The sequence below is a fragment of the Streptomyces sp. NPDC127097 genome (genome assembly GCF_042724075.1).
GTDB lineage: Bacteria > Actinomycetota > Actinomycetes > Streptomycetales > Streptomycetaceae > Streptomyces.
Map to the genome: position 1 here is coordinate 156698 of NZ_JBHXFI010000002.1, position 23795 is coordinate 180492.

The window sequence follows — 23795 nt, forward strand, 5'->3', positions numbered from 1 at the left end:
GCGGGGCCCCTCGGGCAGACTCGCGGGGGAGGACTTGCGACAGGAGGCACCGTGATGCGCATCCCCGGACCCGAGCACCAGGAGGACGGCGGGCTGAGCGCCGTTGCGGCTGCGGGCGGGCTGCACAGGTACCAGTTACGTCTGCACGAGGCGCACGGGCCCGTCGTGCGCTTCCAACTGCCGGGCGCGGACACGGCCGTGTCGGTCGCCGATCCCGTGCTTCTGGAGGCCACGGCGCACCTCGACAGGCGGCCCGAGGAGCTGTTCGCGTTCCTGGACCCGCTGTGCGAGGCCGGCAACCTGCAAGTGCTGCCCGCCGACGAGCACACCCCCTGGCGCAGACTCCTGCTCTCGGTGCTCGCCGGACGGCCGGCTCACGAGCGGCACTTCGCGCGCTTCACCCAGCTGGCGCGGGAGCTCGCGGACCGCTGGGCGGGGCAGGCCGACGGCGCACCCGTCGAGCTGCAACAGGAGTTGACCGTGCTGTCGCTCCGTATGATCTGCGGGTTCGCGCTCGGCGGCGCGGAAACCGACACGGACCGTGTCGTCGCCGCGTTCGAGGAGGTGCTCACCGAGCATCTCGGGCGGCTCTACCAGGTGCCGCGGGCCGACCCGCGCTCGGCGGAGCGGGCCGAGGCGGCCCTTGCCGATCTGCGTGCGACGGTCGACCGCCTGGTGGCGGCGCACGGCTCGGGTGGCCGCACCGACCCCAGCGACCTGATCGGGGCGCTCGTCGAGGCCGGTCAGAGCCCGGCGCGGATCCGGGACACCGTGATGGTGACGCTGCTCGCCGCCCACCACACCACCGGCGTCGCCGTCTCGTGGACGCTGCATCTGCTGGGCCGCCATCCCGACGCGGCCGATCGCGTCGCCGCCGAACTGGACCAGGTATTGGGCGAGCGCGTCACGCCCGATTACGGTGATCTGCGGCGGCTCACGTATCTGGACATGGTGCTCAAGGAGTCGATGCGCCTGTTCCCGCCCGGCCCGTACGGCGCACGCGAGACGACCGAGGACCTGGTTGTGGGCCCGTACGAGATCCCGGCCGGGACGACGGTGTTCTATCCGTTCTGGGCGGTGCATCTGAACCCTGAGCACTGGCCCGAGCCGGAGCGGTTCGACCCCGAGCGGTTCACGCCGCAGGAGGTGGCCAAGCGGCCGCGGCTCGCGTACGTCCCCTTCGGGATCGGGCCACGCAGCTGCGAGGGCGCCGCTTTGGCCACCGTCGAGGCCCAGCTTGTCCTGGCCGTCCTCCTCAAGCGCCTGCGCTTTCGGCCCGCGCCGGGGCACGAGGTGACGCCGGTGGAACGGTTCGTGCTGTGGGCACGGGACGGGATCCGGATGACGGTGCGGCCACGGGACCTCTAGGGCGTGTCCGATGGGCCAGGCCGGGCCGCACCGATGACGAGCCCTCCAGGGCTGATGACGACCCAGGGGCTTGACCACCTACCTGGGACGCGGGGAGGGTCGCGAGCCCTCCAGGGGTTCGTGGTCTCGCAGGGGCATAGGCGCTTTCAGCAGCCTGAGGGCGGCACAGCAGATGAGGAACACGGTGAGGCAGCAGGAGAGTCCGAGGGTTTCGAGGGGGATGAGGCTGGTGGTGCCGTCGGTGAATACGCAGTCGACGGCCGGTGGCAGAACGCTGCGCTGGGTGTGCACGATGTCGCCGGAGGGTGCGGAGTGAAGATGAGCCACTTGCCGGCGGAAGCACGCATTGTCGAGATCGACGGTCGACAGGCGCATGAGCGGGGCGACTCCCGTGGCCCAGATGGTGGCGGCGGCCGCGGGCGCCAGGACCGTGCCGGCTCTGGCCCAGCGCGGTGTACGCGAGCTGAGAGTCATCGCCCTGGCGGCCGTGCCTGCCACCAGGAGGGCTGCCCCGCACCACAGCAGCCAGGTGCCCGCGGCCGTGGGGTGGCTGGGTCCGTAGGTCGATGAATCCGTCCAGTAGCACGCCAGGCGTGGGGGGAACACGTCGACGCGGACGTGGGTCAGCGGATAGTCGTTGTCGAGGGTCCGCTGCCCGCATACCTCTGCCGGCCGGGTCAGGGCGAAGCCGTAGGCGAGTGTGTGGAGATACCCCACGGTGCCCGTACTCATCCCCAACACCCACCAGCGCCGGTGCCGTGCGGGATGGCACCGGCGTTTCCAGGCCAGGTAGGCGAACACCCCGACGGTTGACCAGATGCCCAGCACCAGCCACAGGAACAGCCACGCAAACACCTTTCGCCCCCTTCGTCTCGTCCCCAGACGGAAGGAGCCTGTTGGCGGTTCCGGGGCCGGGGCAGCCGGCGGCAGCAAATACTCGCTCACGCAACCCACTTCGACGCCCGGAATCCCACTCCACCTTTTCGAGGGGACAGCCCCATGAAATCTGCTCACGCCCGCATCGCGGTCGTCGGCGCCGGCCTCGGCGGCCTTGCCTTGGCTCGCGTCCTACAGCTCCACGGCCGCTCCGTCACCGTCTTCGAACATGACGCCGCCACCGGCGTCCGCCCCCAGGGCGGCAGCCTCGACATCCACGGCGGCACCGGTCAGGTCGCGCTGCGCGCGGCGGGTCTGCTCGACCGGCTCCGCGCCCTGTCCCGCCCCGAGGACCAGGTGTGGCGCGTGGTCGACCCCGTCACCGCCACCACCCTGCCCGTTTCGGGGCCCGAACACGACGACGACAGCCCGGAGATCGACCGCGGGACCGTCTCCCGAAGAAGGCCCGTCCCCGGAGGCGGTCCCTGACGGCGCACGCAGCCAGGCCGTCACCCTGGCAAGCGCGGTCCCGGCACGCTATGGATGGTAAGAGTCCGCATCACGGTGGCCGCGCGGCAACGCGCAGCACAACCACTGCGCAAGGAGACGCCCATGGCCGGACAGCAGCTCCTGACGATCAGCACCGTCGACTACCACGCCGGGGGCGAGCCCTTCCGTATCGTCAGCGAGCCGCCCGTCGCCATCGAAGGCGCCACCGTCGCCGAACGCCGCGTCTTCGCCCTCGCCGACCCCGACGTGGACAACCTGCGCAAGCTGCTGTGCTCGGAACCCCGCGGGCACGCCGACATGTACGGCGGGTTCATCACGCCGCCCGACGACGAGGGTGCCCACCTCGGGGTGCTGTTCTGGCACAAGGACGGCTTCTCCACGGCCTGCGGCCACGGCTCCATCGCGCTCGCCGCCTGGGCCGTGCACACCGGCCTCGTGGCGCGCGACCCCTCGGGCACCACCACTGTCGTCATCGATGTCCCCTCCGGCCGGGTCACCCTGCACGTGCGCACCGACGGCGAGAAGATCACCGGCATCGACTTCGTCAACGTGCCCAGTTACCGCCTCGCCGAACAGGTCACCCTCGCCACCTCACGCGGCGACGTCACCGTCGACATCGCCTACGGCGGCGCCCTCTACGCCCACCTCGACGCGGCCGGCGTCGGCCTGGCCGTCACGCCCGAGCACTACACCGACCTCATCGCCATCGGGCGGGAGGTGAAGTGGGCGCTGAACGACACCGAGTACGCCCGCCACCCCACCGACGACCGCCTCAGCGGCATCTACGGCACCATCCTGTACGACGACCTCGGCGCCGATGCGGACGGCAATCCGCACCAGCGCAATGTCGCCGTCTTCGCCGACGGCCAGGTCGACCGCTCCCCGTGCGGCTCCGGCACCTGCTCGCGCGTCGCCGTCCTCGCGGCGACCGGCACCCTCAAGCCGGGCCGGACTCTCGTCCACGACTCGATCGTCGGCAGCCGCTTCACCGCCCGCATCGCCGAAGAGCTGACCGCCGACGGTCACCGGTCCGTCATCCCGGTGGTCACCGGAACCGCCTACCGTACCGGCGAGCACCGCTTCGCACTCGACCCCGACGACGATCTCGGCACCGGCTTCGTCCTGCGCTAGGGGATGGCCGTTCCTGGCCGGAATTCATCCCGTGCGAGGGCATGCGAAGGGTTTTCTGAGGCGCTCCGGCCGCGGCGGATCACGCGGGGTGTGCGGGCGAATCGGCAGACAGAGTGGCGCGTGCCGAATGGTGAAAGATCAATTCCCCTTGGTATGTCCCGAAGTGACGATCTTTTCCAACTGTGTCCGGTTGAAGGCTTATTGAGGGTTCATTTCTTCTGCTTGAGTGGACCGCGTTGTGTCGCACCTACTGAGGAGGCCATATGGCCGAAGTCAAGAAGGTCGCCCGCCCCGCGGTCACCGCGTCGTCCCGTCCGTGTGCGTTCGTCTCGCCGGACAAGGGCAACGCCCCGACCATCACGCCCGCCCACAAGCAGGCGGAGGTCGTTTCGGCCCCCGCTGAGCAGCGGAAAGAGAGTGCGTCGGCCTAAGGGCTGAGGTTCCCCGGGGCCCCGCCCACCGGCCGGGCCCCGGTCTGTCGCGCGGGCCGGGCCGAGGGCCGGGACCGGTCCGCGTCCCACGGCTCCGCGCCCGGGGCCCTTTTCGCCGACGCAGTGCCGTATGCCGCGCCCCAGGGACGTGCCGTACGTAGCGTCGGAAGTCGTGAGACGCAGGGAGAAGTCTTCGCCATGCAGAATTCGATGTACCAGTCCTCGCGCTACGTCCGCACCCTGCGTGCCGCGGGCAACCGGGATTTCACGTCGTTCGGAGGCCGGCTCGATTCCTATGAGGGTGACGAGCGGACCATGGCCTTTCATTCACTCTTCGGAAATGCGCGGCTGATCGACCGGGACATCGTCGAACTCCTCAAGGAGGCATCCCAGGGCATCAGCTGGGACCGACTGCGGGAGCGGGTCGACGACGCCTCACTGCGCGACCTCGTCGCGGCCCGGTTCCTCGTCGAGGCGGGGCACGACGAGGCCGCGGAGATCGACGGCCTGCTGGAGAGCCGGCAGAGCGCACTCGGCAGCGGCGTGTTCCACTCCTCCATCCAGCTCGTGCTCACCAACGCCTGCAACTTCTCCTGCCAGGGCTGCTTCGCGTACAACTTCGACGGCGGCGTCGAGGAGCGCAACACCTCCGGCGAGTCGGTGAAGCCCGGCCCGGTTCTGGTCGAACTGCGCCGCACGCGTGAGGTCGCGGGCCCCACCCGTCAGGACTCGGGCCCCACGTTCGCCAAGGGCGACTGGAACCACGGCGCGGACGAGGCCCGCAACCCCTCGATGCACATGTCGCGCGAGGTGGCCGAGAAGACCGTCAAGGAGGCCATCGAGCTGCGCAAGGCCAACGGTGGCGGCCATCTGACGGTGTCGTTCTTCGGCGGCGAGCCCACCCTGGCGCGGGGCACCATCCTGCACGTACTGCGCACCTTCGGCGACAGCTACGACGGCGTCACCCTCTCCTACGACCTGACCAGCAACGGCTCCCGCATCGACGACGAGTTGCTGGCGGCGCTGGCCAGGCACCGCGTCGACACCACTGTCTCCATCGACTACCTGGTTCCGGAGACCGGCGAGTTCCGCGGCGGGCAGCAGCAGCGCACCTCGTGGGCCGTGGTCCGCAAGGCGATCCTCGACATGAAGGCCGCGGGCGTCCCGGTCAGCATCACTTCGGTGCTCTCCCAGTACACGTGGGACAAGTGGGGCACCCCGCTCATCGACTTCGTCGCCGAGGCCGGTCTGGAATCCCTGGACGTCATCGTGTCCTTCCAGGCCAAGGAGTTCTTCCAGCAGCACAGCCCGCACGACGTGGCGCAGCGGCTGCTGACCGCCGTCGACTACGGACGGGAGCGCGGCGTGCAGCTCAGCGGCTACTGGTACCAGACCTTCCAGATGATCATTGACGAGGCCAAGTGGGCCGAGCAGGCCGACTACAAGACCTGCCCGGCGGTCGGCCGTCAGCTCTCCATCGAGCCCAACGGCAGCGTCTTCGCCTGCAAGGCCACCGCCCGCAAGCTGGGCACCATCGACGACTGGCGCGGCATCTTCTCCTCTCCCGCCTACCAGGACTACGGCATGCGGGCCTACACCAACGGCCCCGGCTGCCAGGGCTGTGAACTCCAGGGCACCTGCTCGGGCGGCTCCGCCGGAGCGCTGGAGGAGGAGAACGGCTCGATCCAGGTGATGTCGCCCGGCTACTGCGCCTACATGCGCGAGGTGGTGCAGGGCCTCCTGGAGCGCCATCACGCCCAGAGCCTCGCCACGCTGTCCTGAGCCGGGCCCCGACGATCTCCGCACCGGCCCGCCCCCGCGCGAGGCGGGCCGCCGATCCACGACCCGGCCCCACCACTCCGGTCCGGGCCGAGGAAGGGTGACTGGTTCCATGGCAATCATTGGGATGCACTTCGGCCACGACGCGGGGGCCGCGCTCACCGAGGCGGGCGGCTACCGCGTCATCGAGGCCGAGCGCCGCCTGGGGCTGCGCCATGTGTGCGGCGGCAACGGCGGCTTCCCGCAGGCCGCCGCCGAGTGGCTGGCGGAGCTACGGGAGGGGGCGGCGAGCCCGGTGACCGGGATCGCGGTGGCCGACTGGTACACGCCGGTGTGCCAGGTGCTGCCCCCGGCGCTGGTGGAGCTCGTCAACGAGGACGCCCGCTGGACGGCCACCGGCGGCACCGGCCTCGCCGACGCGGTGACCCGGGTGATCAAACCCCTGGACTGGCCGCTGGCCAAGGGGTTCGGCGACATCACCCTGACCGCGGTACGCCACCACTACGCGCACGCCGCCCTCGCGTACTACACCTCAGGGGCCCGCAAGGCCCTGGTGCTGGCCCTGGACGGGACGGGCAACTACGCCGAGTGCGGCATGGTCTGCCTCGGCGACGGCGACCAGCTCACCCCGGTGATGTCCTTCACCAACCGCACCGGCCCGCGCTTCGGTCTGGTCTACGAGGCGCTCGCCCGGCGCGTCCACGGCAGCCAGTTCGACACCGGCAAGCTGCTCGGGCTGACGGCCACCGGGGAGACCGATGCCGCCCTGCTGCCGGTGCTGCGCGCCATGCTCGTCCCGCAGTCCACCCGGCGCGCCTCGCCGGACCTGTACGAGCAGCTCGACGAGGACCGGCTGACCGGCACGGCTCTGCGCTACGCCGACACCTGGTGGGAGTACGACCCGTACAGCGGCGGGTATCTGGACGCGGGCCTGGCCGACTCCTCGGACGACGACGTCGTGCACTCCTTCGGCTCGGTCTTCCCCGACGAGATCCGCACCGCGGACGGGCGAAGCACCCCGGTCGGGACCTCCCCCGACGCGCGCAGCTGCCGGGACCTGGCGGCCACCTTGCAGGCGGCCGTGGAACAGGACCTGACGTCGTTGGTTACCGGTATCAGCCGGCGCTTCCCCAGCTACGCGACGCTCTGCTACGCGGGCGGCTGCGCGCTCAACATCACTGCCAACAGCCGCCTGGTCGAATGCGCCCAGTTCACCCGGGTGTCCATCCCGACCTGCTGCGACGATTCGGGGATCGCGCTGGGCGCGGCGCTGGCCGTCGCCGACCCGGCCGACCGCCCGGCCCTGCTGGGCCGCTCGCGCTGGGCGCCGCTGGCCTACGCCGGACCGCCGCTGGAGGGCCTGGACACGGTGGACGGCGACGACGAGGCCCCGGCCGACGACGGCCTGCGACGGCGACTGGGCGACCTCGGGCTGTCCCTGCGCCGCCCGGCCGGTGACGAGGAGTTCGTTCAGGCCGTCGCCGACCTGCTGGCCGACCGGCGGTGCGTGGCCTGGCTGGAGGGCGGTCTGGAGACCGGACCGCGGGCGCTGGGCCACCGTTCACTGCTGGTCTCGGCCCACTGGAGCGGCGCTCGCCGGTACGTCTCCCAGACGATCAAGAACCGGGAGTGGTTCCGGCCGGTCGCGCCGATCTGCCCGGAAGAGGTGGCCGACCAGTACTTCACCGGGCCCCTGGACCACGCCGAGACCATGCTGTTCGCGGTGCGGGTGCGGCCCGACCGGGCCGGGCAACTCGCCGAGGCGCGGCACATCGACGGTACGGCCCGCCTCCAGACCGTACGGCCGGACGCCCATCCGCTGCTGCACCGGCTGTGCCACGCGGTGGCCGCCCGCACGGAGTTGCCCGTGCTCATCAACACCAGCGCCAACGGCGGCGGCCGCCCTCTGCTCAACCGCCTCGACGAGGCACTGGAGTTGCTCACCGGGACCGAGCTGGACGCCGTGGTGCTGCCCGAACGCCGCCTGATCATCGAGTGATTCCCGTCCCCGTTCCCGTCCCCGTCCAGCGCCCCGTACCCGTATTCCCCGATATCTCCGGCCGGGCGAAAAATGGCCGGAATGACGATGTCGAGGCCGGCCCGTCCCACCCGATCATGTGCAGGCGTCGTGTCCCTGGAGAGTGCCCGTGGCCGCCATTCCACTGCGAGACATCCACAAGACGGAACCGCTGCGCGTCCTGTCCCCCGCGGACTGGGAACAGTGGATCACCCAAGGCTATGTGATCGTCCGTCAGGCGGTGCCGCCGGAGACGGTCGCCGCGCTCACCGAGGGGCTGTACTCCTTCCTCGACATGCGCCCCGAGGACCCCTCGACCTGGGCCTCGCCGCACACCGGCAACGACCGGCTGCCGGGCCACAGCGGGCTGGTGGAGATGTACAACCACCAGGCCCAGTGGGACGTCCGGCAGACCCCGCGGGTCCATGGGGCCTTCGCCGACATCTGGGACCGCACCGACCTGTGGGTCACCATCGACTTCGCCAACGTCAACCCGCCCAACCGGGGACCGCGTGCCTTCGACGGGTTCATCCACTGGGACGTGGACACCTCCGCCGAGCCGCTCCAGGTGAGCTGCCAGTCGGTGCTCTCGCTGACCCACGGCGACGAGGAGATCGGCGGCTTCCAGTGCGTGCCGGAGATCTTCACCGAGTGGGAGAAGTGGCTGAGCGGCCAGCCGGCCGACCGCGATCCGTTCACCCCGGACATCACCGGCTACCGGATCACCACGCCGCAGGTCGCGCCCGGCGACCTGATCATCTTCAACAGCCTGCTGCCGCACGGGGTGCACCCCAACGTCTCCGAGGCCCGGGTGCGCATGGCCCAGTACCTGACCATGGCGCCCGCCTGGGAGGAGAACACCGACCTCCGGGAGGCCCGGGTGAGGTTCTGGCGGGACCGGATCCCGCCGCATCCGCCGCAGGGCGGGGTGCGCAAGGACGAGGCCGAACTGTACGGGCCGGCGACGCTGACCGAACTGGGCGAGCGGTTGCTGGGCCTGCGTGCGTGGCACGAGGGGAGCGTTGTTGGCTAGCACCGCCCCGTCCGGGGCCCGCCCGGTCCGCCGGGCGGACCTGGGCCGTCCGTTCCGCTGGCTGTGGGCCTCGACGGCCGCCTCCAACGCGGGCGACGGCATCACCCGTACGCTGCTGCCGCTGCTGGTGGTCGCGCACCACCCCGACCCGGCGGCGGTCGCCGGGCTGACCACCGTCAACATGCTGCCCTGGCTGCTGTTCGCGCTCCCCGCGGGCGTTCTCGTGGACCGGGTGGACCGGCGCCGGATCGTGCTGGGCAGCAACCTGGTCCGCGCGGCAGCGCTGCTCGGCGCGGCCCTGGTGCTCGTCGACCACGGTCCGCTGGCCCTCCTGTACACGCTGGCGTTCCTGCTGGGCATCGCCGAGACCCTCGCCGACACCGCGGCGCCCGCGATGCTGCCGCGCCTGGTCGACGAACGGCACCTGGAGCGCGCCAACGGGCGGCTGATGGCAGCGACGATCGTGCTCAACGAAACGGCCGGACCGCCCGTGGCGGGCCTACTGGTGGGCCTGACCACCGCCGCGGCGCTGGCCACCGGCGGGGTGCTGTACGCGCTGGCCGCGCTGCTGCTGTTCGGCCTCGCCCCGCTCGCCCGCACCCGCCGCGAGGCGGCACCGGGCGAGGCGGCACCGGGCGGGGCGCGCGGCGGGGTGTTGCGCGACATCCGGGGCGGGCTCGGCTTCGTCCTCGGCCATCGCACCCTGCGGCTCACGCTGGCCGCGAGCGCCCTGTACGGCCTGGTGTTCTCGGCGACCTTCTCGATGCTGGTGCTGCTGAGCCAGGGCACGCTGGGGCTGAGCGCGGCCGGCTACGGACTGCTGCTCGCCGTCGGATCGCTGGGCGCCGTCGCCGGCAGCTGGCTGGCGCCCCGGGCCGCCGACCGGCTGCCCACCGTACGGCTGGCCCGCTGGTCCCTGGTGGCGTCCGGGGCCGCGTACGCCGCGCTGGGCCTGGTCCGCCATCCGGTCCTGGCCGCGCTGGCGCTCGCCGCCAACGGCGTCTTCATGATGGGCTGGAACATCCCCGTGATGTCGCTGCGCCAGCGGCTCACGCCGGAGGACCTCCAGGGCCGGGTGATGAGCGTGTCCCGGCTGTGCGCGTGGGGCACCATGCCGGTCGGCGCGACACTCGGCGGACTGCTCGCCGAAGTCCTGTCCGTGCCCGCGGTGTTCGTGGTGTGCGGCACCCTCCTGGCCGTGGGCGCGCTGCTGCTGCTCGCGCCCCTGCGCGAGGACCACTCCGCACCCGGCGACGCATCCCCGGCGCCCTGCACACCACCACCGTCTTCACCACCACCACCTTCACCACCACCGTCTTCCGGTGCGCCGCCCACCGATCCGCTTCCGCCCACCGATCCGCCTCCGCACAGTGACCTTCTCGACAAGGGATGACCATTGGACACACAGCTCTACGACACGGTGATCATCGGAGGCGGCCCGGCCGGCCTCAACGGCGCGCTCTACCTGGGCCGTTCACGCCGCCGCGTGCTGCTGATCGACTCGGGCGACGCCCGCAACATGGCAGCCGGCGTCATGCACAACGTCCTCACCAACGACGGGGCGACGATCGCGGACTTCCGGGCCCGCTCCCGCGCCCAACTCGCCGCCTACGACGTGACGTTCCGTGACGACGAGGTGATCTCGGCGGAGCAGGACGGCGACCATGTGGTGGTCACCACCAAGGAGTCCGGCACCTTCCGCGCCCGCACCCTGCTGTACGCGGCCGGTGTGCGCTCGGTGCTGCCGCCGGTCCCGGGCCTGGCCGATCTGTGGGGCAAGACCGTCCTGGAATGTCCGTACTGCCACGCCTGGGAGGTGCGCGAACGGAGCTTCGCCGTGTACGGAGGAACCGTGCCCAGCGAGTGCCTGGCCGCGACCCTGACGGTGTGGTCCGACAGCATTACGTACCTCACCGATCGGCGCGAGCTGCCCCAGGACGAGCTGGACCGGCTCACCGCGGCCGCCGTGCCCGTCGTCAACGACAAGGTCAGCGAGGTGAAGCCGCACCCCGAGGGCGTCGAGGTCGTCTTCGAGGACGGCCGGTCCGCGAGCTACGGGGCGCTCTTCCTCCACCTGGACATCGAGCCCCGGGTCGCCCCGCTGCGCCCCTGGTTGCAGGCCCCGGACCTGGAGTCCGTACAGACCGACGAGCGCGGCCGCACCAGCCTGCCCCGGCTGTACGTGGCCGGAGACCTCGGCCGGAACATGCAGCAGGCCGCGATGGCCGCCGCCAGCGGAGGGCTGGCGGGCATGGCCATCAACGCCGACCTGATCCGCGAGGACCGCCCCGGCTCCCTGCCCGAGCCGCCGCCCCCGACCCCGGCTCCCTGAGCGCAGGCCGCCCACCCCGCACCGCCGTGCTCCACGGGCCCACCGCGCCCGGCAGGACGGCCGGACGGCCGGTCACCACGCAAGGCACGACAGCCACGCACCGCGCACCGAGCACCGACGGGAGCCCCATCGCGATGACGTCACCCCGCGCCGAGTTCACCCCGCACATGGAGCACTACACCTTCGTCCTGGAGGACCAGCCCTATCTGGGCTACTTCCAGTACGGCAATGAGAAGACCCCCGTCTACACCACCGACCGGCACGGCTTCCGCGTCACCCCGGGCCCCGGCGGGCTCCGGGCGACGGTCGGCGACGACCGCCCCGACGGCCCGGTGCGGGTGCTCGCGGGCAGCTCCGCGGTCTTCGGCGTGGGCGCCACCGGTGACGCGGCCACGATCACCGCGCGGCTGTGGAACGCCCACGCACCCCGGCTGCCCTGGCTGAACATCGCCGGGCAGAGCCACAACTCGGCCCAGGAACTACTGCTGTTCACCCTGTTCCAGCACGAACTCCCGCCGGTCGCGGACATCGTGCTGCTCTCCGGGGTCAACAATCTGGTGCTCAGCCGGCTGCCCGAGGAGAAGCAGGGCCGGCACGGTGCCTTCTTCGACTGCGGGCCCGCCCCCGACGCCGTACCGCCCCCGGACCAGCGGGTCGCCCACGCCACCGAGTTGACGATCCGCCATCTGGGCGGATGGAAGCGGCTCGCGGACGCCCTGGGCGCCCGGCTGGTCTTCGCGCTCCAGCCGCTCGCGCCCTGGGTGCGCGAGGAACCGCTGCCCCGCGAGAAGCTGCTCTTCGAGGAGCTGGACGAGGTGTCCAACTTCCGCCGGTTCCACAACGACATCTCCACCATGGCGGTGGGCCGCGCCTACGCGGACCGGCTGGCCGCCGGATGCGCCCGGCTCGACGTGCCGTTCCTGGACCTGAACGTGGCGCTGGCCGAGGCCGCCGGCCCGGAGGACTGGCTGTTCATCGACCGGGTGCACTGCACCGATCTGGGATACGACCTGGTGGCCCGGCAGCTGGCGGACCGCCTGGACCTGGCGTGAGGAGCCCCGCGATGCCCGACGACAGCAGCGCGGCGCCCGTCTCGGCGGTCCGCCGCCTCGCCTCCTGGCTGCGGCACCGGGGCCGCCCGGGGCCCGCCCCCGACACCCCGCCGGACCGGTCTGCCGACCCGCCCGCGCCGCCGTCCCGGCTGCGGCCGCAGCCCGAGGACGACGCATCCGTCTACCCCCTGTTCTGACATGGGGACCGGCAAGGGCGGTGCGCGTCCCGACCGCTGGGGCCCCGGCGGGCCGGACGGCCCGGTCCTGGGCATCTCCGCCTACTACCACGACAGCGCGGCAGCCGTGGTGGCCGGCGGCACCCCGCTGGCGGCGGCACAGGAGGAGCGGTTCACCCGGCGCCGCCACGACCCCGGCTTCCCCTCGCACGCCGTCGCCTGGTGCCTGCGCGAGGCCGGGCTGCGCCTCGACGAGCTGGCGGCGGTGGCGTTCTACGAGGACCCGGCGCTGAAGTTCCGCCGGGTGCTGGCGACCTGGCTGGCCACCGCTCCGCACGGCCTCCCGGTGTTCCGCCGGGCGTTGCCGCAGTGGGCCGGTTGGAAGCGGCGGGCCCTCGACGACGTACGGGCGCGGCTGCGCGCGCCGGCCCCCGGACAGCCGCTGCCACCGGTGGTCGCGCACCGGCACCACGCCTCGCACGCCGCCTCGGCGTTCTTCCCGAGCCCGTACCCGTCGGCCGCGGTGCTGTGCGTCGACGGCGTGGGGGAGTGGGCCACGACGACGCTGTGGCACGGCCGCGGCACCGAGCTGGTCCCACTCGCCGAACTGCGCTTTCCGCACTCCCTCGGCATGCTGTACTCGGCGTTCACGTACTTCTGCGGCTTCAAGGTCGACTCGGGCGAGTACAAGCTGATGGGTCTGGCGCCCTATGGCACGCCGCGCTACGCGCCGCTCATCCGGGAGCGGCTGATCGACCTCAAGCCGGACGGCTCGTTCCGCCTGGACCTGCGTCACTTCACCTTCCAGTACGGGCAGACCATGGTCGGCCGGGCCTTCGAGGAGCTGTTCGACGGGCCGCGCCGGACACCGGAAGGCCCGCTCACCGAGCGGGAGTTCGACCTGGCGGCCTCCGTGCAGCAGGTGACCGAGGAGGTGATGCTCCGGCTGGCCCGGACGGCGCTGGAACGCACCGGGGAGCGACGGCTGTGCCTGGCCGGCGGTGTGGCGCTCAACTGCGTGGCCAACGGCCGGATCCTGGCCGACGGGGTCTGCGACGAGCTGTGGATCCAGCCGGCGGCCGGGGACGCGGGCGGGGCGCTCGGCGCGGCGCTGGCCGAGTCACACCGCCGGGGAGCCCCCCGCCCCCACGTAGGGCGCGGCACGGACGCGATGGCGGGGGCGCTGCTCGGCCCTGCTTGCTCCGACCGGGAGACCGAGGAGTTCCTGACCCGGGGTGGGTACCCCGCTGTCCGGCTGCCGGAGCGGGAACTGGTGGAGCGGGTCGCGGCGCAGCTCGCGCAGGGACGGGTGGTCGGCTGGTTCCAAGGGCGGATGGAGTTCGGACCACGGGCGCTGGGCAATCGCTCCATCCTCGCCGACCCGCGCGATCCCGCCATGCAGTCCACCCTCAACCTCAAGACCAAGTTCCGGGAATCCTTCCGCCCGTTCGCGCCCGCGGTGCTGGCCGAGGACGCCAAGGACTGGTTCGACCTGACGCAGGAGAGCCCGTACATGCTGCTGACCGCGCAGGTCGCCGCGGCACAGCGGCGGGAGTGCGGACCCGCGGCAGACGGGGCGACGGGCCTGGAGCTGCTGCGGGTGCCGCGCTCGACGATCCCGGCGGTCACCCATGTCGACGGCTCGGCCCGCGTGCAGACCGTGTCGGCCGAGCGCAACGCGCGCTTCCATGCGCTGCTCACCGCTTTCCGGGACCGCACGGGCTGCCCGGTGCTGGTGAACACCTCGTTCAATGTGCGCGGGGAGCCGATCGTGCGTGACGTCGAGGAGGCGTACGCCTGCTTCATGCGCACCCGGATCGATGTGCTGGTCCTGGGCGACTTTCTGCTGGACAAGCGGGAGCAGCCCGAGTGGCGGGAGGAGGGCGACTGGCGTGCCGGGATCCCGATGGACTGAGCGGCTGCGGTTGCGGTTGCGGCACCTGGGCCTGGCCGCGCTGTACTTCGCGGTGGTCACCCCGGCCGGGCTGTGCGCGCGGGCGGTACGGGACCCTCTGCGGCGTTCCTGGGAAGGCTCCCGGACGAGCTATCTGGACCGCCCGGCCCGCCCCCGCCACCCCTTCGCAGCCTCCCGCCGAGCCCCCTGAGCGGACGTCGGCACACCCAGGCCCTCCGCCGGCGAGCGGCAGGAGGGCACCAGCACGGTCCGGATACCACACACCACCACCGCGGACGAGGCGCCCCGCGTGGCGCTGCGCGCGTGGGCTCACTCGCTTACCGGCCGTCCGGGCTCGTCGCCGACGTCACCACCACGCGGCGCTCACCGAGGACGTGGACGCGCGACTCCGCCTCGGTGAATCCGCATGCCGTCGCCCAGCGGCTCGCGTCCTGCGCGGTGTGGGGCAGCGGCACATCACGGGCGAGGTGACCGGCGAAGCGTTCCGACGGACGGAAGTGGGTGGCCAGGGGCAGCGTGAAGGCCACCCGGCCCCCCGGACGCAGGGCACGCCGCCAGTCGGCCAGTGCCCGGAGTCCCAGGAAGTGCAGCGAGGACGCGCAGAACACGATGTCGAGAGAGTGATCGGCAACCGGCAGCGGCACGGCATCGGCGACCCGCCAGTCGATCGCCGTCGTCCCACGCTCCAGGCCCGCGGCGCGGGCCCTGCCCACCGCGACCATCCCGGGAGACAGGTCGACGGCCAGGACGGGCCGGGCGGTGCCGGGCCGGCTCTGCGCGAGTTGCCGGGCTACGGCTCCCGCTCCGCACGCCACGTCGGCGACCGCGTCGGCCGCGCCCGGGGCCACCCAGGCGATCAGGGCCCGCGCGATCTCCTCGTGGTGCCGGTGATCGTAGCTGCCGGCCAGCTCATCGAAGGCCCCGGCCAGAGTTGCGCTCTGCATCACCGCCCGATCCTAGCCGCCAAGCCTCTCGGCCCGTCCGCAGACAAGACACCGAGCGGCGTCGCGCACGTGCATCCGTCGTCACGGGGTCTGCGCCGCAGCGTCGGGAGCGCCTCGGCGGCCGTGCGGTGTGGTGCGCGTAGCCGCGGTCATCGCCCGCCCGGGGCCGGCAAGAGCGTTCTGCTCGCCACCTGGGCCCGCTCGCGGGCGCAGCACCTTCCCGGACCTCTGGCGTGGGTGACCCTCGACGAGGAGGACAACGTCCGGAGCGGCTGTGCCGGCATCTGATGGCAGCGATGCGGCAAGCCGGTGCCGGACAACGTCGATAACGGGCAACGACCCCCGTTCCGGTACCCCCTACTACCCATCCAGCGGGCAGTAGCCACCCGGAGAAGTTCGGTGGCTGCCACCAGCGCGGGGCGAGGGAGTCGCGGGCGATGATCCTTCTCAAGTTGCCGTACGCAAATTGAGGGGTAAATAGCATGGTGAGGCACCGTAAGCGCATCAGCCGGCGGGGGCTGTTGGTCACGGCGGTGATCGCGACGGGAGCGGTCCTGGCTCCTGTGGCGGTCCAGGCGGCCCCGGCCGACACGGCCGGCGGGAAGCAGAACCCGGTCCGCGCGCTGGAGCAGGCGGCCCACCCGCTGCGCTCGACCGAGCCCGGGAGGAGCACGGCCGACCTGCGTGCCCTGGGTTCGATGATCGGCGACGCCAAGGTGGTCGGCCTCGGCGAGGCCACGCACGGCTCCCACGAGTTCTTCACGATGAAGGAGCGGGTCTTCCGCTACCTCGTCGAGGAGAAGGGCTTCACCACCTTCGCCCTCGAACTGAGCTGGTCCGCCGGGCTCCAGATCGACGACTACCTTCAGACCGGCAAGGGCGACGCCCGCGAGATCGCCGAGGAGACGCTGACCAACACCCCCTGGGACCGTGAGGAGTTCGTGAGCCTCATCGAGTGGATGCGCGACCACAACCGCCGCCACCCCGGCCGCACCGTCCACTTCATGGGCGACGACATCGGCGCCCCCGCAGTGAGCGACGAGTTCTTCGGCCGGGTGACCGGTTACGTGCGGCAGAACCACCCGGAGGCGCTGCCGCGGCTCAACGAGCTCTACACCGGCCTGCGCCCGATCGACGACATCTTCGCCTACCTCCGCAAGCCGCTTGCGGAACGGCAGCAACTCGCCACCAAGGCACAGCAGGCCCTGGAACTGGTCAGCAGCCAAAAGGGCTCCGGCGGAGACGCGTTCGAATGGGCCGAGCAGAACGCCCGCTCCATCGCCCAGACCGCCAAGTTCCTCACCATGAACCCCGACGACCCCGGCACGCTGCCCTCCTTCCAGCGCTTCCGCGACGAGGTGATGGCCCAGAACGTCACCTGGTGGCAGCAGCGCACCGGCCACAAGATCCTGCTGTCGGCGCAGAACGACCACGTCGGCCACGTCGCCGGCTATTCCGAGCTGTACCCCAAGACGCAGGGGTCGTTCCTGCGCGACACGATGGGCAAGAACTACCTCCCCATCGGCTTCACCTTCCATCAGGGCTCCTTCCTGTCGAAGGATGCCGCCCTCGTCGGCGACTGGAAGAAGTTCACCGTGGGCGGCGCCGAGCCCGGCAGGAACGAGCACACCCTCGACCAGGTCCGCTACCGGGACTTCTACCTCGACGCCCGCAACGTCCCGGCCCCCGCGCGGGCCTGGCTGAACGTTGCCCGGCCCACGCTCGGCGTCGGCACACAGTTCCCCGTGAAGCCGCGCGACGTCGCGATCGCCAAGTCCTTCGACGTCCTCATTCACCTTCACGAAGTCCGGGAGGCCGACAAGCGGAAGCCGTGACGGCCCGGCCCCGGCACGAGCCGCTCGCCTCTGCCTGACCTACGGGGAGGCCGGCCTCCCGTCGCGTGTGCCGTCCGCCGGAACGCCCCCGGCCGCGCGGGAGCGTCGACCGGGCCGCTGCCGAAGGCCGGCCTGGAGCACCCTTCCCGGCCGATCCCACAGACCGCCCGGTTCGGGGTACGGCAGGCCGTGCTCCCCGCCCCCGCGACGGACGGCGAGCCGGCTGCGTCATAAGGTCGTCCGCACGGCAGGGGAGGGGAGGGAGGACTGATGGCGATCCGGGAGGGCGCGGCGGCCGGTGGCCCGCGGGCGGGTTTCACAGACACCGTCGTACGGCCCGCGACCGCCGCGGTCAGACAGCTCGCCTCCGGGCTCGGCAGTGCCCTCTCGGCCCTGTTCGTGCTGCTCTGGCTGGCCGTCACCGTCGTGACCGGTCCGATCGGGGTGGGTCTGCTCATGGCACCCGCCGTACTGCGCGCGCTGCACGCCCTGGCCGGCCGGGAGCGCGACCGGCTCGGTCGCTGGGGTCCCGAAGTCGTCGCCCCGGAACCTCCGCCGACGCAACTGCGGCTCGCCCTCGTCGACCCCACCACACGACGGGAGTTGCGCTGGCTGGTCCGCCACGCCACGCTGGGGTTCCTCCTGGGCCTGCTCGGCGTCCTGCTGCCGATCTCAGCCCTCCGCGACGGCACCTTCCCGCTGTGGTGGCGGTTCGCGCCCGAGGAGGTGGCCACTACGTCGCTGGGGCTCGGGACCGTGCAATCCTGGCCGGCCGCGGTCGCCGTCGGCCTGCTGGGCCTCGGCTGGACCGCCATCATCCTGGGCCTCGCCCCCGGCATGGCGCGCTTGCAGGCCCGCCCGGGACGACGACTCCTGGTGGCCGGCCGCGAGACGGACCTGTCCCTGCGCGTCGCCGAGCTCACCGCCACGCGCGCGGCCGCCCTGGACGCCCATGCCACCGAACTGCGCCGCATCGAGCGCTCCCTGCACGACGGCACCCAGAACCGGCTCGTCTCCGTCACCATCCTGCTCGGCGCCGCCCGCCGCATGGTGGCCCGCGACCCCGCCAACGCCGAGGAACTCCTCGAACGCGCACACTCCGCCGCCGAGCAGGCGCTGGCCGAACTGCGTACGGTCGCGCGCGGCATCCTGCCTCCGGTGCTGGCCGACCGGGGGCTCACCGGCGCACTCTCCGGGCTGGCCGCGAACTGCGCGGTGCCCTGCCGGATCGACGTGGACGTACCCGAGCGGTGCGCCGCCTCCGTCGAGGCGACCGCCTACTTCGTCGTGGCCGAAGCCCTGACCAACATCGCCAAGCACAGCGGCGCCGACCATGCCACCGTCACGGCGCGCAGCCGCGGCGGCCGTCTCCACCTGTGCGTCGAGGACGACGGCCGGGGCGGGGCGGACGAGGACGGCGGCTCCGGACTCACCGGCATCCGCCGCCGGATCGCGGCACACGACGGCAACCTCTCCCTGACCAGCCCGTCCGGCGGCCCGACAACCCTTGAGGTGGATCTTCCATGCGGATCGTGATCGCCGAGGACGACCCGTTGCTGCGCGAGGGGCTCGCCCTGCTGCTGCGCGCCGAGTCCCTCGATGTGGTGGCCACCGCGGGCGCCCCCGACGAGGCACTGGACGCCCTCGACGAACACAGACCGGACGTCGCCATCTTCGACGTGCGGATGCCACCGACCCATACCGACGAGGGGATCGTCGCGGCGGTGGAGGCCCGGCGCAGGCAACCAGACCTCGCCGTCCTCGTCCTGTCCGCGTACGTCGAGCAGACCTTCGCGACGGAGCTGCTCACCGGCGGCGTGGGCGGCCTCGGCTATCTGCTCAAGGAACGGGTCGGGCGGGTGGAGGAGTTCCTGGACGTCCTGCGGCGGGTGGCGGCCGGAGGCACCGCCATCGACCCCGAGGTCATCACACAGCTCTTCACCCGGTCCCGTCAGGACACCCGGCTGGACCGGCTGAGCCCTCGCGAGCGGGACGTACTCGTCCTGATGGCCGAGGGGCTGGGCAACAACGCCATCGCGGAACGGCTCGTCGTCACGGACAGCGCTGTCCACAAGCACATCCGCAGCATCTTCGCCAAACTCGGCCTCTCACCCACCCACCGACTGGACCGGCGCGTCGCCGCCGTCCTCCACTACCTGGACGACGCCCGCCGCCGGGCCTGAATCCGGTGCGGCGGGCGCCCCCACGCCGGCAGGTCAGTGGCTTGCCGCGCACCGTAAGAGGTCGCGCAGGCAGGTCGTGTGGGCATCTGGCTGACTGCCATTTCGACGCCCCAAGAGGCGAACGTTGCCTGATGCGGCACTAGGCATGGTGACCGTCCGGCGCCGTGACCCGGATCTTCGATTGGCCGTGCGGCCGCGTCTCCCAGTCGTCCATGAAGCGGGCGGTCAGCCCGTGCCGTTCGGCCAGCCGGATCAGTACGGGGTGCTGTGGTGGCGGCGCAGGCGGCCGACCGCGGTGGCCGTCGGCCTGCTGCTGGCCGGCCTGCTCTACCCTCTCCTGCTGCCCTGCCTGATCGCCGTCTTCACTGTCGCGGTGCACCGCCCCACGCGCACCACGGCCTGGGTCGCGGGCCTCGCCCTCGCCCCCTTCCTGCTCCACTGCGCGTACTTCGTGTCCATGTGGCTCTCCTATTCGGCGTTCACCGCCGAGAAGATGGTGACCGGTCTGCTCGGTGTGGCGCTGGTGGCGGCGGCGGTCGGCTGGGGCCTGTTCGTGCGCGCGATGCACGAGCGCGTCGACCGCGCCGAGACGGAAGCGGCCCGGCGCACCGAGGAGGCACAGCGGGCGGCGCGGGAGGAGATCGCCCGGGAGATGCACGACGTGCTCGGCCACCGGCTGTCACTGCTCAGCCTGCACGCGGGCGCCCTGGAATTCAGTCCGGGGGCGCCCGAGGCCGAGATTGCGCGCACCGCTGCCGTGATCCGGGAGAGCGCGCACCAGGCGTTGCAGGAACTGCGCACCGTCATCGGGGTGTTGCGCGCCCCGACGGCCGAGGAGAGCGGGGGCACTCGGCCACAGGCGGGCTTGGGCGACCTGGAACGGCTTTTCGCGGAGAGCCGCGAGGCCGGTAGGACATCCGGGCCCGGCTGGACGTCACCGCCTCGGAAGCAATCCCGTCCCGTCGGACGCGTCCCCCACCGCCGTACCGGGCGGCGGCCTCGGCCTGATCGGCCTCTCCGAACGGGCCGAGCTGGCGGGCGGCCGGCTCACGTACGGCCGGGGCGAAGGCGGGTACCACCTGAGGGCCTGGCTACCGTGGGCCGCATGATCCGCCTCCTGGTCGTCGACGACGACCCCCTCGTACGCTCCGGTCTGCACCTGCTCTTCGCCGGGGCCGACGGCATCGACGTCGTCGCCGAGGCCGCGGACGGGACCGAAGTGCAGCCCCTGGTCCGCGCCTTCACCCCCCCCACGTCGTTCTGATGGACATCCGGATGCCGGTCATGGACGGTCTGGCCGCGACCCGGCTGCTGCGCAGCCGGCCGCCCACGGGGGGTGATCCGTTCCGCCACCGCTCAGCGCCGTCAGGTGGCGGCGCCATCGCCCCCGTCCGCCACATAGCGCGCCAGCCAGGACGGAAACTCCGTCAGGTCCGCGAGCACCACCTCGGCGCCGGCGGTGCGCAGCTGCGTGGCGTCGCACGGGCCGGTGGCGACCGCGACGGACAGCGCGCCGGCGGTGTGCGCCCCGACGACGTCACCGATGTGGTCGCCGACGTAGACCCGCGCCTGGTGCTTGCGCAGCGCCTCGGCCTTGCCCGCCGCCCACAGGGAGCCGAAGAGGGCGTCCACGGCGAGGCCGAGGTGTTCCAGGTGCAGCTTGGCGTTGGGCTCGTATTTGGCGGTCACCACGATCGCCCGGCCGCCCGCCGCGTGGATCGCGTCGATGGCCTCCCGGGCACCGGGCATGGCGGGCGACGCCGCGACCGCGTACTGCGGATACAGCTCGCGGAAGAGAGCGGCGGTCTCCGCCACCCGCTCCTCGGGGAACCAATGGCGGATCTCGTGCTCCAGCGGGGGCCCCAGCCGGCTCGCCGCGAGGTCGGCGTCGATGAAGGTGCCGGTCCTGGCCGACAGCTCCTGATAGACGGCCTTGATGCCCGGACGCGAATCGATCAGCGTCATGTCGAGGTCGAAGCCGACCGTCAGAGAGTGTGCTGCCATGCCCGCCATTGTGCCTGCGGCGGCATCCCCGGTCAGGGAGGCACGACCCCGGTCCCCTCAGCACCGAGCGCCGCGAACTCGGCCTCGGCCCGGCTCAGCCGGGCCGTACGTAGGCAAGCCCCCAGCCGCCCGCCGGCGCGAGCCACGACCCCAGCGCCGCACCGGCCACCAACAGGAGGACGGCCGGCGTCAGGACACCGACTGGCCCGGCACGGACCGAGGCTCGCTCACGCCGGCGCCGCGGACGAGATTGCCTTCCTGGGCCCGGTGTTCATGGACGAGCCGGACGGCGATGGCGCCCTCCCCCGCGGCGGAGGCGACCCGCTTGACGGACCCGCTCCTGACGTCACCCGCGGCGAAGACACCCGGCATCGTGGTCTCCAGCATCAGTGGCCCACGCCCGAGTGGCTCCCAGATGTTCTCGTCGGCCGCTGCCCGGGCGTCGGCGCCGGTGAGCACGAACCCCCGTCGGTCCAGCGCGACCACGTCCCTCAGCCACTCGGTGTACGGCCGGGCGCCGATGAACACGAACAGGGCGCGGGCCGGCAGTTCGCGACGGTCGCCGGAGGCATTGTCCTCCACGGTCAACGAATGCAGCGTGCCCTCTCCATTGACCTGGCGCACTTCGGTGTGGGTCAGCACCTCGACCTTCGGATGGCGTGTCACCTGGTCCACCAGATAGCGCGACATGTCCTTGCCGAGGTCGCCGCTGCGGACGAGCAGATACACCTTGGGTGCGTATTCGGCGAGGAAGAGCACCGCCTGGCCTGCGGAGTTGCCCCCGCCGACCACGGCCACGGGGTCCATCCGGCACAGGTTGGCTTCGTGGAGGGTGGCGGCGTAGTAGACGCTGGAGCCTTCCAGCCGGTCGATGCCGGGGACGTCGAGCCTGCGGTAGCGCACTCCCGAGGCCAGGACGATGGTGGCGGCCCGGATCTCGGAGCCGTCCGCGAAGGTGAGGGCGTAGCGGCCGTCGCGCGGTTCGAGCGAGGTGGCCTCGGCGGGGACGGTGAGCTGTGCGCCGAATTTGCGGGCCTGGAGCACCGAGCGTTCCATGAGTTCGCCACCCGAGATCCCGGAGGGGAAGCCCAGATAGTTCTCGATGCGTGAGGAGGTGGCGGCCTGGCCTCCGGTGGCCATGGCGTCGACGGCTACGGTGACGAGGCCGTCGGATGAGCCGTAGACCGCGGCGGCGAGCCCGGCCGGGCCCGCGCCGATCACCACCAGGTCGTATTCACCGTCGCCGTGCGCAGAGGTGGGGAGTCCGATGAGGCGGGCGAGGTCCGCGATGCTGGGATTGCGCAGTATTTGCTCGCCCTTCCACATGACGACCGGGGTCTCGTCCGGACGGATGCCGAACCGGCGCAGCAGCGCCTCGGCTTCCTTGTCCTTCTCCAGGTCGATCCATCGGTGTGGTAGCCGGTTGCGGGCGGCGAATTCACGCAGTCGCAGGGTGTTGGGCGAGTAGCACGAGCCCAGGATCCGGAAGCCGGCGCCCAGGCCGATGAGCAGGGACCGGCGGCCGAGGTAGGCGCGCAGAATCAGGTCCCCGAGGGCCGGATCGCGTGCCACCAGGGCCCGCTGGCGCTCCACCGGGACCGCGAGGACCTGGCCGGGCTCGCGTACGACCGCGGTGTCGAACGCCGTCTGCCCTTCGAGCAGACCGAGTTCCCCCAGAAAGCGGCCGGGGCCGTGTACCGCCACGGTGCGTTGGTCGGGACCGCCGTAGTCGTGGACGATCTCGACCACCCCGCTGACGATGGCGAGGAACTCCTCGCACGGTTCGCCCTCGTGGAACAGCACCTCGTCCCGCCGCGTGGGGCGGTACTCGCCGTACTGGGCCAGCTCATCGAGCTGTTCCGGCGTCAGCCGGGGGTAGGCGCCGTGCTGATCGGGGGTTTCGGTGGGTACCCCGACCGGGCCCGCGGCAGTCATCAGACCACGGCCTCGTGGACGTAACACCAGCGCCAGTTCTCTCCCGGTTCGAGGGGCTGCACGATGGGGTGGCCGTCGTTGGCGGCGTGCAGACGGGCGTGTTTGAGTGGCGAGGAGTCGCAGCATCCGACGTGTCCGCAGGTCAGGCACAGCCTGAGGTGCACCCAGGGAGAGCCGAGGCGCAGGCACTCCTCGCAGCCCCCGGGGGTGCGCGGCGTCACCGGGCGCACGAGCGACAGGTGCCAGTCGCTTTCGGTGGTCATGATGGTCGTCC

At 72.0% G+C, this 23795-nt stretch carries 22 protein-coding genes and 1 pseudogene; 17 read left to right on the plus strand and 6 right to left on the minus strand.

From position 1 onward, the window contains the following. The first annotated feature begins 54 nt into the window (after window positions 1-54). Window positions 55-1368: a cytochrome P450 gene (locus tag ACFWJW_RS02605; protein WP_387233823.1), complete on the plus strand. Its 1314-nt coding sequence runs from the start codon at window positions 55-57 to the stop codon at window positions 1366-1368. Between the two features lie 78 nt (window positions 1369-1446). Here ACFWJW_RS02605 and ACFWJW_RS02610 read toward each other — a convergent pair whose 3' ends face one another. Then, entirely contained in the window at window positions 1447-2223 is a 777-nt protein-coding gene (locus ACFWJW_RS02610) for a hypothetical protein (protein ID WP_387233825.1), read from the minus strand. Window positions 2224-2367: 144 nt separating this feature from the next. On the opposite strand from ACFWJW_RS02610, the gene ACFWJW_RS02615 reads away from it, so the two are divergent. The 12 genes from ACFWJW_RS02615 to ACFWJW_RS02670 all read left to right on the plus strand — a co-directional run bounded on the left by ACFWJW_RS02615 (window position 2368) and on the right by ACFWJW_RS02670 (window position 14810). Then, window positions 2368-2733, plus strand: coding sequence for an FAD-dependent monooxygenase (locus ACFWJW_RS02615; RefSeq protein WP_387233828.1), 366 nt, complete (start codon window positions 2368-2370; stop codon window positions 2731-2733). A gap of 123 nt (window positions 2734-2856) precedes the next feature. After that, the gene (locus ACFWJW_RS02620) at window positions 2857-3885 is read left to right on the plus strand and encodes a proline racemase family protein (RefSeq protein ID WP_387233831.1); all 1029 of its coding nucleotides are present in this window, start codon (window positions 2857-2859) and stop codon (window positions 3883-3885) included. A gap of 263 nt (window positions 3886-4148) precedes the next feature. Next, window positions 4149-4316, plus strand: a complete 168-nt coding sequence (locus tag ACFWJW_RS02625; protein WP_159032259.1) for a hypothetical protein — start codon at window positions 4149-4151, stop codon at window positions 4314-4316. Between the two features lie 198 nt (window positions 4317-4514). Next, complete coding sequence (locus tag ACFWJW_RS02630) at window positions 4515-6098, plus strand: radical SAM protein (protein ID WP_387233834.1); 1584 nt, start codon at window positions 4515-4517, stop codon at window positions 6096-6098. Window positions 6099-6207: 109 nt separating this feature from the next. Continuing rightward, the gene (locus ACFWJW_RS02635; RefSeq protein ID WP_387233837.1) at window positions 6208-8094 is read left to right on the plus strand and encodes a carbamoyltransferase C-terminal domain-containing protein; all 1887 of its coding nucleotides are present in this window, start codon (window positions 6208-6210) and stop codon (window positions 8092-8094) included. A 148-nt stretch (window positions 8095-8242) separates the two neighbouring features. Then, the gene (locus ACFWJW_RS02640; RefSeq protein WP_387233840.1) at window positions 8243-9145 is read left to right on the plus strand and encodes a phytanoyl-CoA dioxygenase family protein; all 903 of its coding nucleotides are present in this window, start codon (window positions 8243-8245) and stop codon (window positions 9143-9145) included. Further along, window positions 9138-10538 (plus strand): MFS transporter, encoded by a 1401-nt coding sequence (locus tag ACFWJW_RS02645; RefSeq protein WP_387233842.1) that lies wholly within the window; start codon window positions 9138-9140, stop codon window positions 10536-10538. Before ACFWJW_RS02640 ends, ACFWJW_RS02645 begins: the two co-directional genes overlap by 8 nt. 3 nt (window positions 10539-10541) lie before the next feature. Further along, window positions 10542-11477, plus strand: a complete 936-nt coding sequence (locus ACFWJW_RS02650; RefSeq protein WP_387233845.1) for an NAD(P)/FAD-dependent oxidoreductase — start codon at window positions 10542-10544, stop codon at window positions 11475-11477. Between the two features lie 134 nt (window positions 11478-11611). Further along, the gene (locus tag ACFWJW_RS02655) at window positions 11612-12529 is read left to right on the plus strand and encodes an SGNH/GDSL hydrolase family protein (protein WP_387233848.1); all 918 of its coding nucleotides are present in this window, start codon (window positions 11612-11614) and stop codon (window positions 12527-12529) included. 11 nt (window positions 12530-12540) lie between these two features. After that, complete coding sequence (locus ACFWJW_RS02660) at window positions 12541-12726, plus strand: hypothetical protein (protein ID WP_387233851.1); 186 nt, start codon at window positions 12541-12543, stop codon at window positions 12724-12726. 1 nt (window position 12727) lies between these two features. Beyond that, window positions 12728-14620: a carbamoyltransferase gene (locus tag ACFWJW_RS02665; protein WP_387233854.1), complete on the plus strand. Its 1893-nt coding sequence runs from the start codon at window positions 12728-12730 to the stop codon at window positions 14618-14620. Then, entirely contained in the window at window positions 14598-14810 is a 213-nt protein-coding gene (locus ACFWJW_RS02670; protein WP_387233857.1) for a hypothetical protein, read from the plus strand. The genes ACFWJW_RS02665 and ACFWJW_RS02670 overlap by 23 nt, the downstream gene beginning before the upstream one ends. A 127-nt stretch (window positions 14811-14937) precedes the next feature. Here ACFWJW_RS02670 and ACFWJW_RS02675 read toward each other — a convergent pair whose 3' ends face one another. Further along, window positions 14938-15564: a class I SAM-dependent methyltransferase gene (locus ACFWJW_RS02675; RefSeq protein ID WP_387233860.1), complete on the minus strand. Its 627-nt coding sequence runs from the start codon at window positions 15562-15564 to the stop codon at window positions 14938-14940. Window positions 15565-16046: 482 nt separating this feature from the next. On the opposite strand from ACFWJW_RS02675, the gene ACFWJW_RS02680 reads away from it, so the two are divergent. The 3 genes from ACFWJW_RS02680 to ACFWJW_RS02690 all read left to right on the plus strand — a co-directional run bounded on the left by ACFWJW_RS02680 (window position 16047) and on the right by ACFWJW_RS02690 (window position 19582). Further along, the gene (locus ACFWJW_RS02680) at window positions 16047-17399 is read left to right on the plus strand and encodes an erythromycin esterase family protein (RefSeq protein WP_387233863.1); all 1353 of its coding nucleotides are present in this window, start codon (window positions 16047-16049) and stop codon (window positions 17397-17399) included. Window positions 17400-17669: 270 nt separating this feature from the next. Beyond that, window positions 17670-18935, plus strand: a complete 1266-nt coding sequence (locus ACFWJW_RS02685; RefSeq protein WP_387233865.1) for a sensor histidine kinase — start codon at window positions 17670-17672, stop codon at window positions 18933-18935. Beyond that, window positions 18923-19582 (plus strand): response regulator transcription factor, encoded by a 660-nt coding sequence (locus ACFWJW_RS02690; protein WP_387233868.1) that lies wholly within the window; start codon window positions 18923-18925, stop codon window positions 19580-19582. The genes ACFWJW_RS02685 and ACFWJW_RS02690 overlap by 13 nt, the downstream gene beginning before the upstream one ends. A gap of 139 nt (window positions 19583-19721) precedes the next feature. On the opposite strand, the pseudogene ACFWJW_RS02695 reads toward ACFWJW_RS02690, so the two are convergent. Next, a pseudogene (locus ACFWJW_RS02695) lies at window positions 19722-19838 on the minus strand (methyltransferase); the annotation flags it as partial. A gap of 306 nt (window positions 19839-20144) precedes the next feature. On the opposite strand from ACFWJW_RS02695, the gene ACFWJW_RS02700 reads away from it, so the two are divergent. Continuing rightward, window positions 20145-20846 carry a hybrid sensor histidine kinase/response regulator transcription factor gene (locus ACFWJW_RS02700; RefSeq protein ID WP_387234367.1) on the plus strand — a complete coding sequence of 234 codons (702 nt, stop codon included), beginning with the start codon at window positions 20145-20147 and terminating at the stop codon, window positions 20844-20846. A gap of 101 nt (window positions 20847-20947) precedes the next feature. Here ACFWJW_RS02700 and ACFWJW_RS02705 read toward each other — a convergent pair whose 3' ends face one another. The 3 genes from ACFWJW_RS02705 to ACFWJW_RS02715 form a co-directional block, all read right to left on the minus strand. Then, complete coding sequence (locus ACFWJW_RS02705) at window positions 20948-21586, minus strand: HAD family hydrolase (RefSeq protein ID WP_387233871.1); 639 nt, start codon at window positions 21584-21586, stop codon at window positions 20948-20950. Window positions 21587-21775: 189 nt separating this feature from the next. Then, window positions 21776-23521, minus strand: coding sequence for an FAD-dependent oxidoreductase (locus tag ACFWJW_RS02710; RefSeq protein ID WP_387233874.1), 1746 nt, complete (start codon window positions 23519-23521; stop codon window positions 21776-21778). Then, window positions 23521-23784: a UBP-type zinc finger domain-containing protein gene (locus tag ACFWJW_RS02715; protein ID WP_069571164.1), complete on the minus strand. Its 264-nt coding sequence runs from the start codon at window positions 23782-23784 to the stop codon at window positions 23521-23523. Before ACFWJW_RS02715 ends, ACFWJW_RS02710 begins: the two co-directional genes overlap by 1 nt. Window positions 23785-23795 lie beyond the last annotated feature (11 nt).

Bases quoted from the DNA above. Each gene is read 5' to 3' on its own strand.
- ACFWJW_RS02605 (WP_387233823.1), top strand. From the start codon at position 55: ATGCGCATCCCCGGACCCGAGCACCAGGAGGACGGCGGGCTGAGCGCC.
- ACFWJW_RS02615 (WP_387233828.1), top strand. From the start codon at position 2,368: ATGAAATCTGCTCACGCCCGCATCGCGGTCGTCGGCGCCGGCCTCGGC.
- ACFWJW_RS02620 (WP_387233831.1), top strand. From the start codon at position 2,857: ATGGCCGGACAGCAGCTCCTGACGATCAGCACCGTCGACTACCACGCC.
- ACFWJW_RS02625 (WP_159032259.1), top strand. From the start codon at position 4,149: ATGGCCGAAGTCAAGAAGGTCGCCCGCCCCGCGGTCACCGCGTCGTCC.
- ACFWJW_RS02630 (WP_387233834.1), top strand. From the start codon at position 4,515: ATGCAGAATTCGATGTACCAGTCCTCGCGCTACGTCCGCACCCTGCGT.
- ACFWJW_RS02635 (WP_387233837.1), top strand. From the start codon at position 6,208: ATGGCAATCATTGGGATGCACTTCGGCCACGACGCGGGGGCCGCGCTC.
- ACFWJW_RS02655 (WP_387233848.1), top strand. From the start codon at position 11,612: ATGACGTCACCCCGCGCCGAGTTCACCCCGCACATGGAGCACTACACC.
- ACFWJW_RS02660 (WP_387233851.1), top strand. From the start codon at position 12,541: ATGCCCGACGACAGCAGCGCGGCGCCCGTCTCGGCGGTCCGCCGCCTC.
- ACFWJW_RS02665 (WP_387233854.1), top strand. From the start codon at position 12,728: ATGGGGACCGGCAAGGGCGGTGCGCGTCCCGACCGCTGGGGCCCCGGC.
- ACFWJW_RS02675 (WP_387233860.1), bottom strand. From the start codon at position 15,564: ATGCAGAGCGCAACTCTGGCCGGGGCCTTCGATGAGCTGGCCGGCAGC.
- ACFWJW_RS02680 (WP_387233863.1), top strand. From the start codon at position 16,047: ATGGTGAGGCACCGTAAGCGCATCAGCCGGCGGGGGCTGTTGGTCACG.
- ACFWJW_RS02685 (WP_387233865.1), top strand. From the start codon at position 17,670: ATGGCGATCCGGGAGGGCGCGGCGGCCGGTGGCCCGCGGGCGGGTTTC.
- ACFWJW_RS02690 (WP_387233868.1), top strand. From the start codon at position 18,923: ATGCGGATCGTGATCGCCGAGGACGACCCGTTGCTGCGCGAGGGGCTC.
- ACFWJW_RS02700 (WP_387234367.1), top strand. From the start codon at position 20,145: ATGCACGAGCGCGTCGACCGCGCCGAGACGGAAGCGGCCCGGCGCACC.
- ACFWJW_RS02705 (WP_387233871.1), bottom strand. From the start codon at position 21,586: ATGGCAGCACACTCTCTGACGGTCGGCTTCGACCTCGACATGACGCTG.
- ACFWJW_RS02710 (WP_387233874.1), bottom strand. From the start codon at position 23,521: ATGACTGCCGCGGGCCCGGTCGGGGTACCCACCGAAACCCCCGATCAG.
- ACFWJW_RS02715 (WP_069571164.1), bottom strand. From the start codon at position 23,784: ATGACCACCGAAAGCGACTGGCACCTGTCGCTCGTGCGCCCGGTGACG.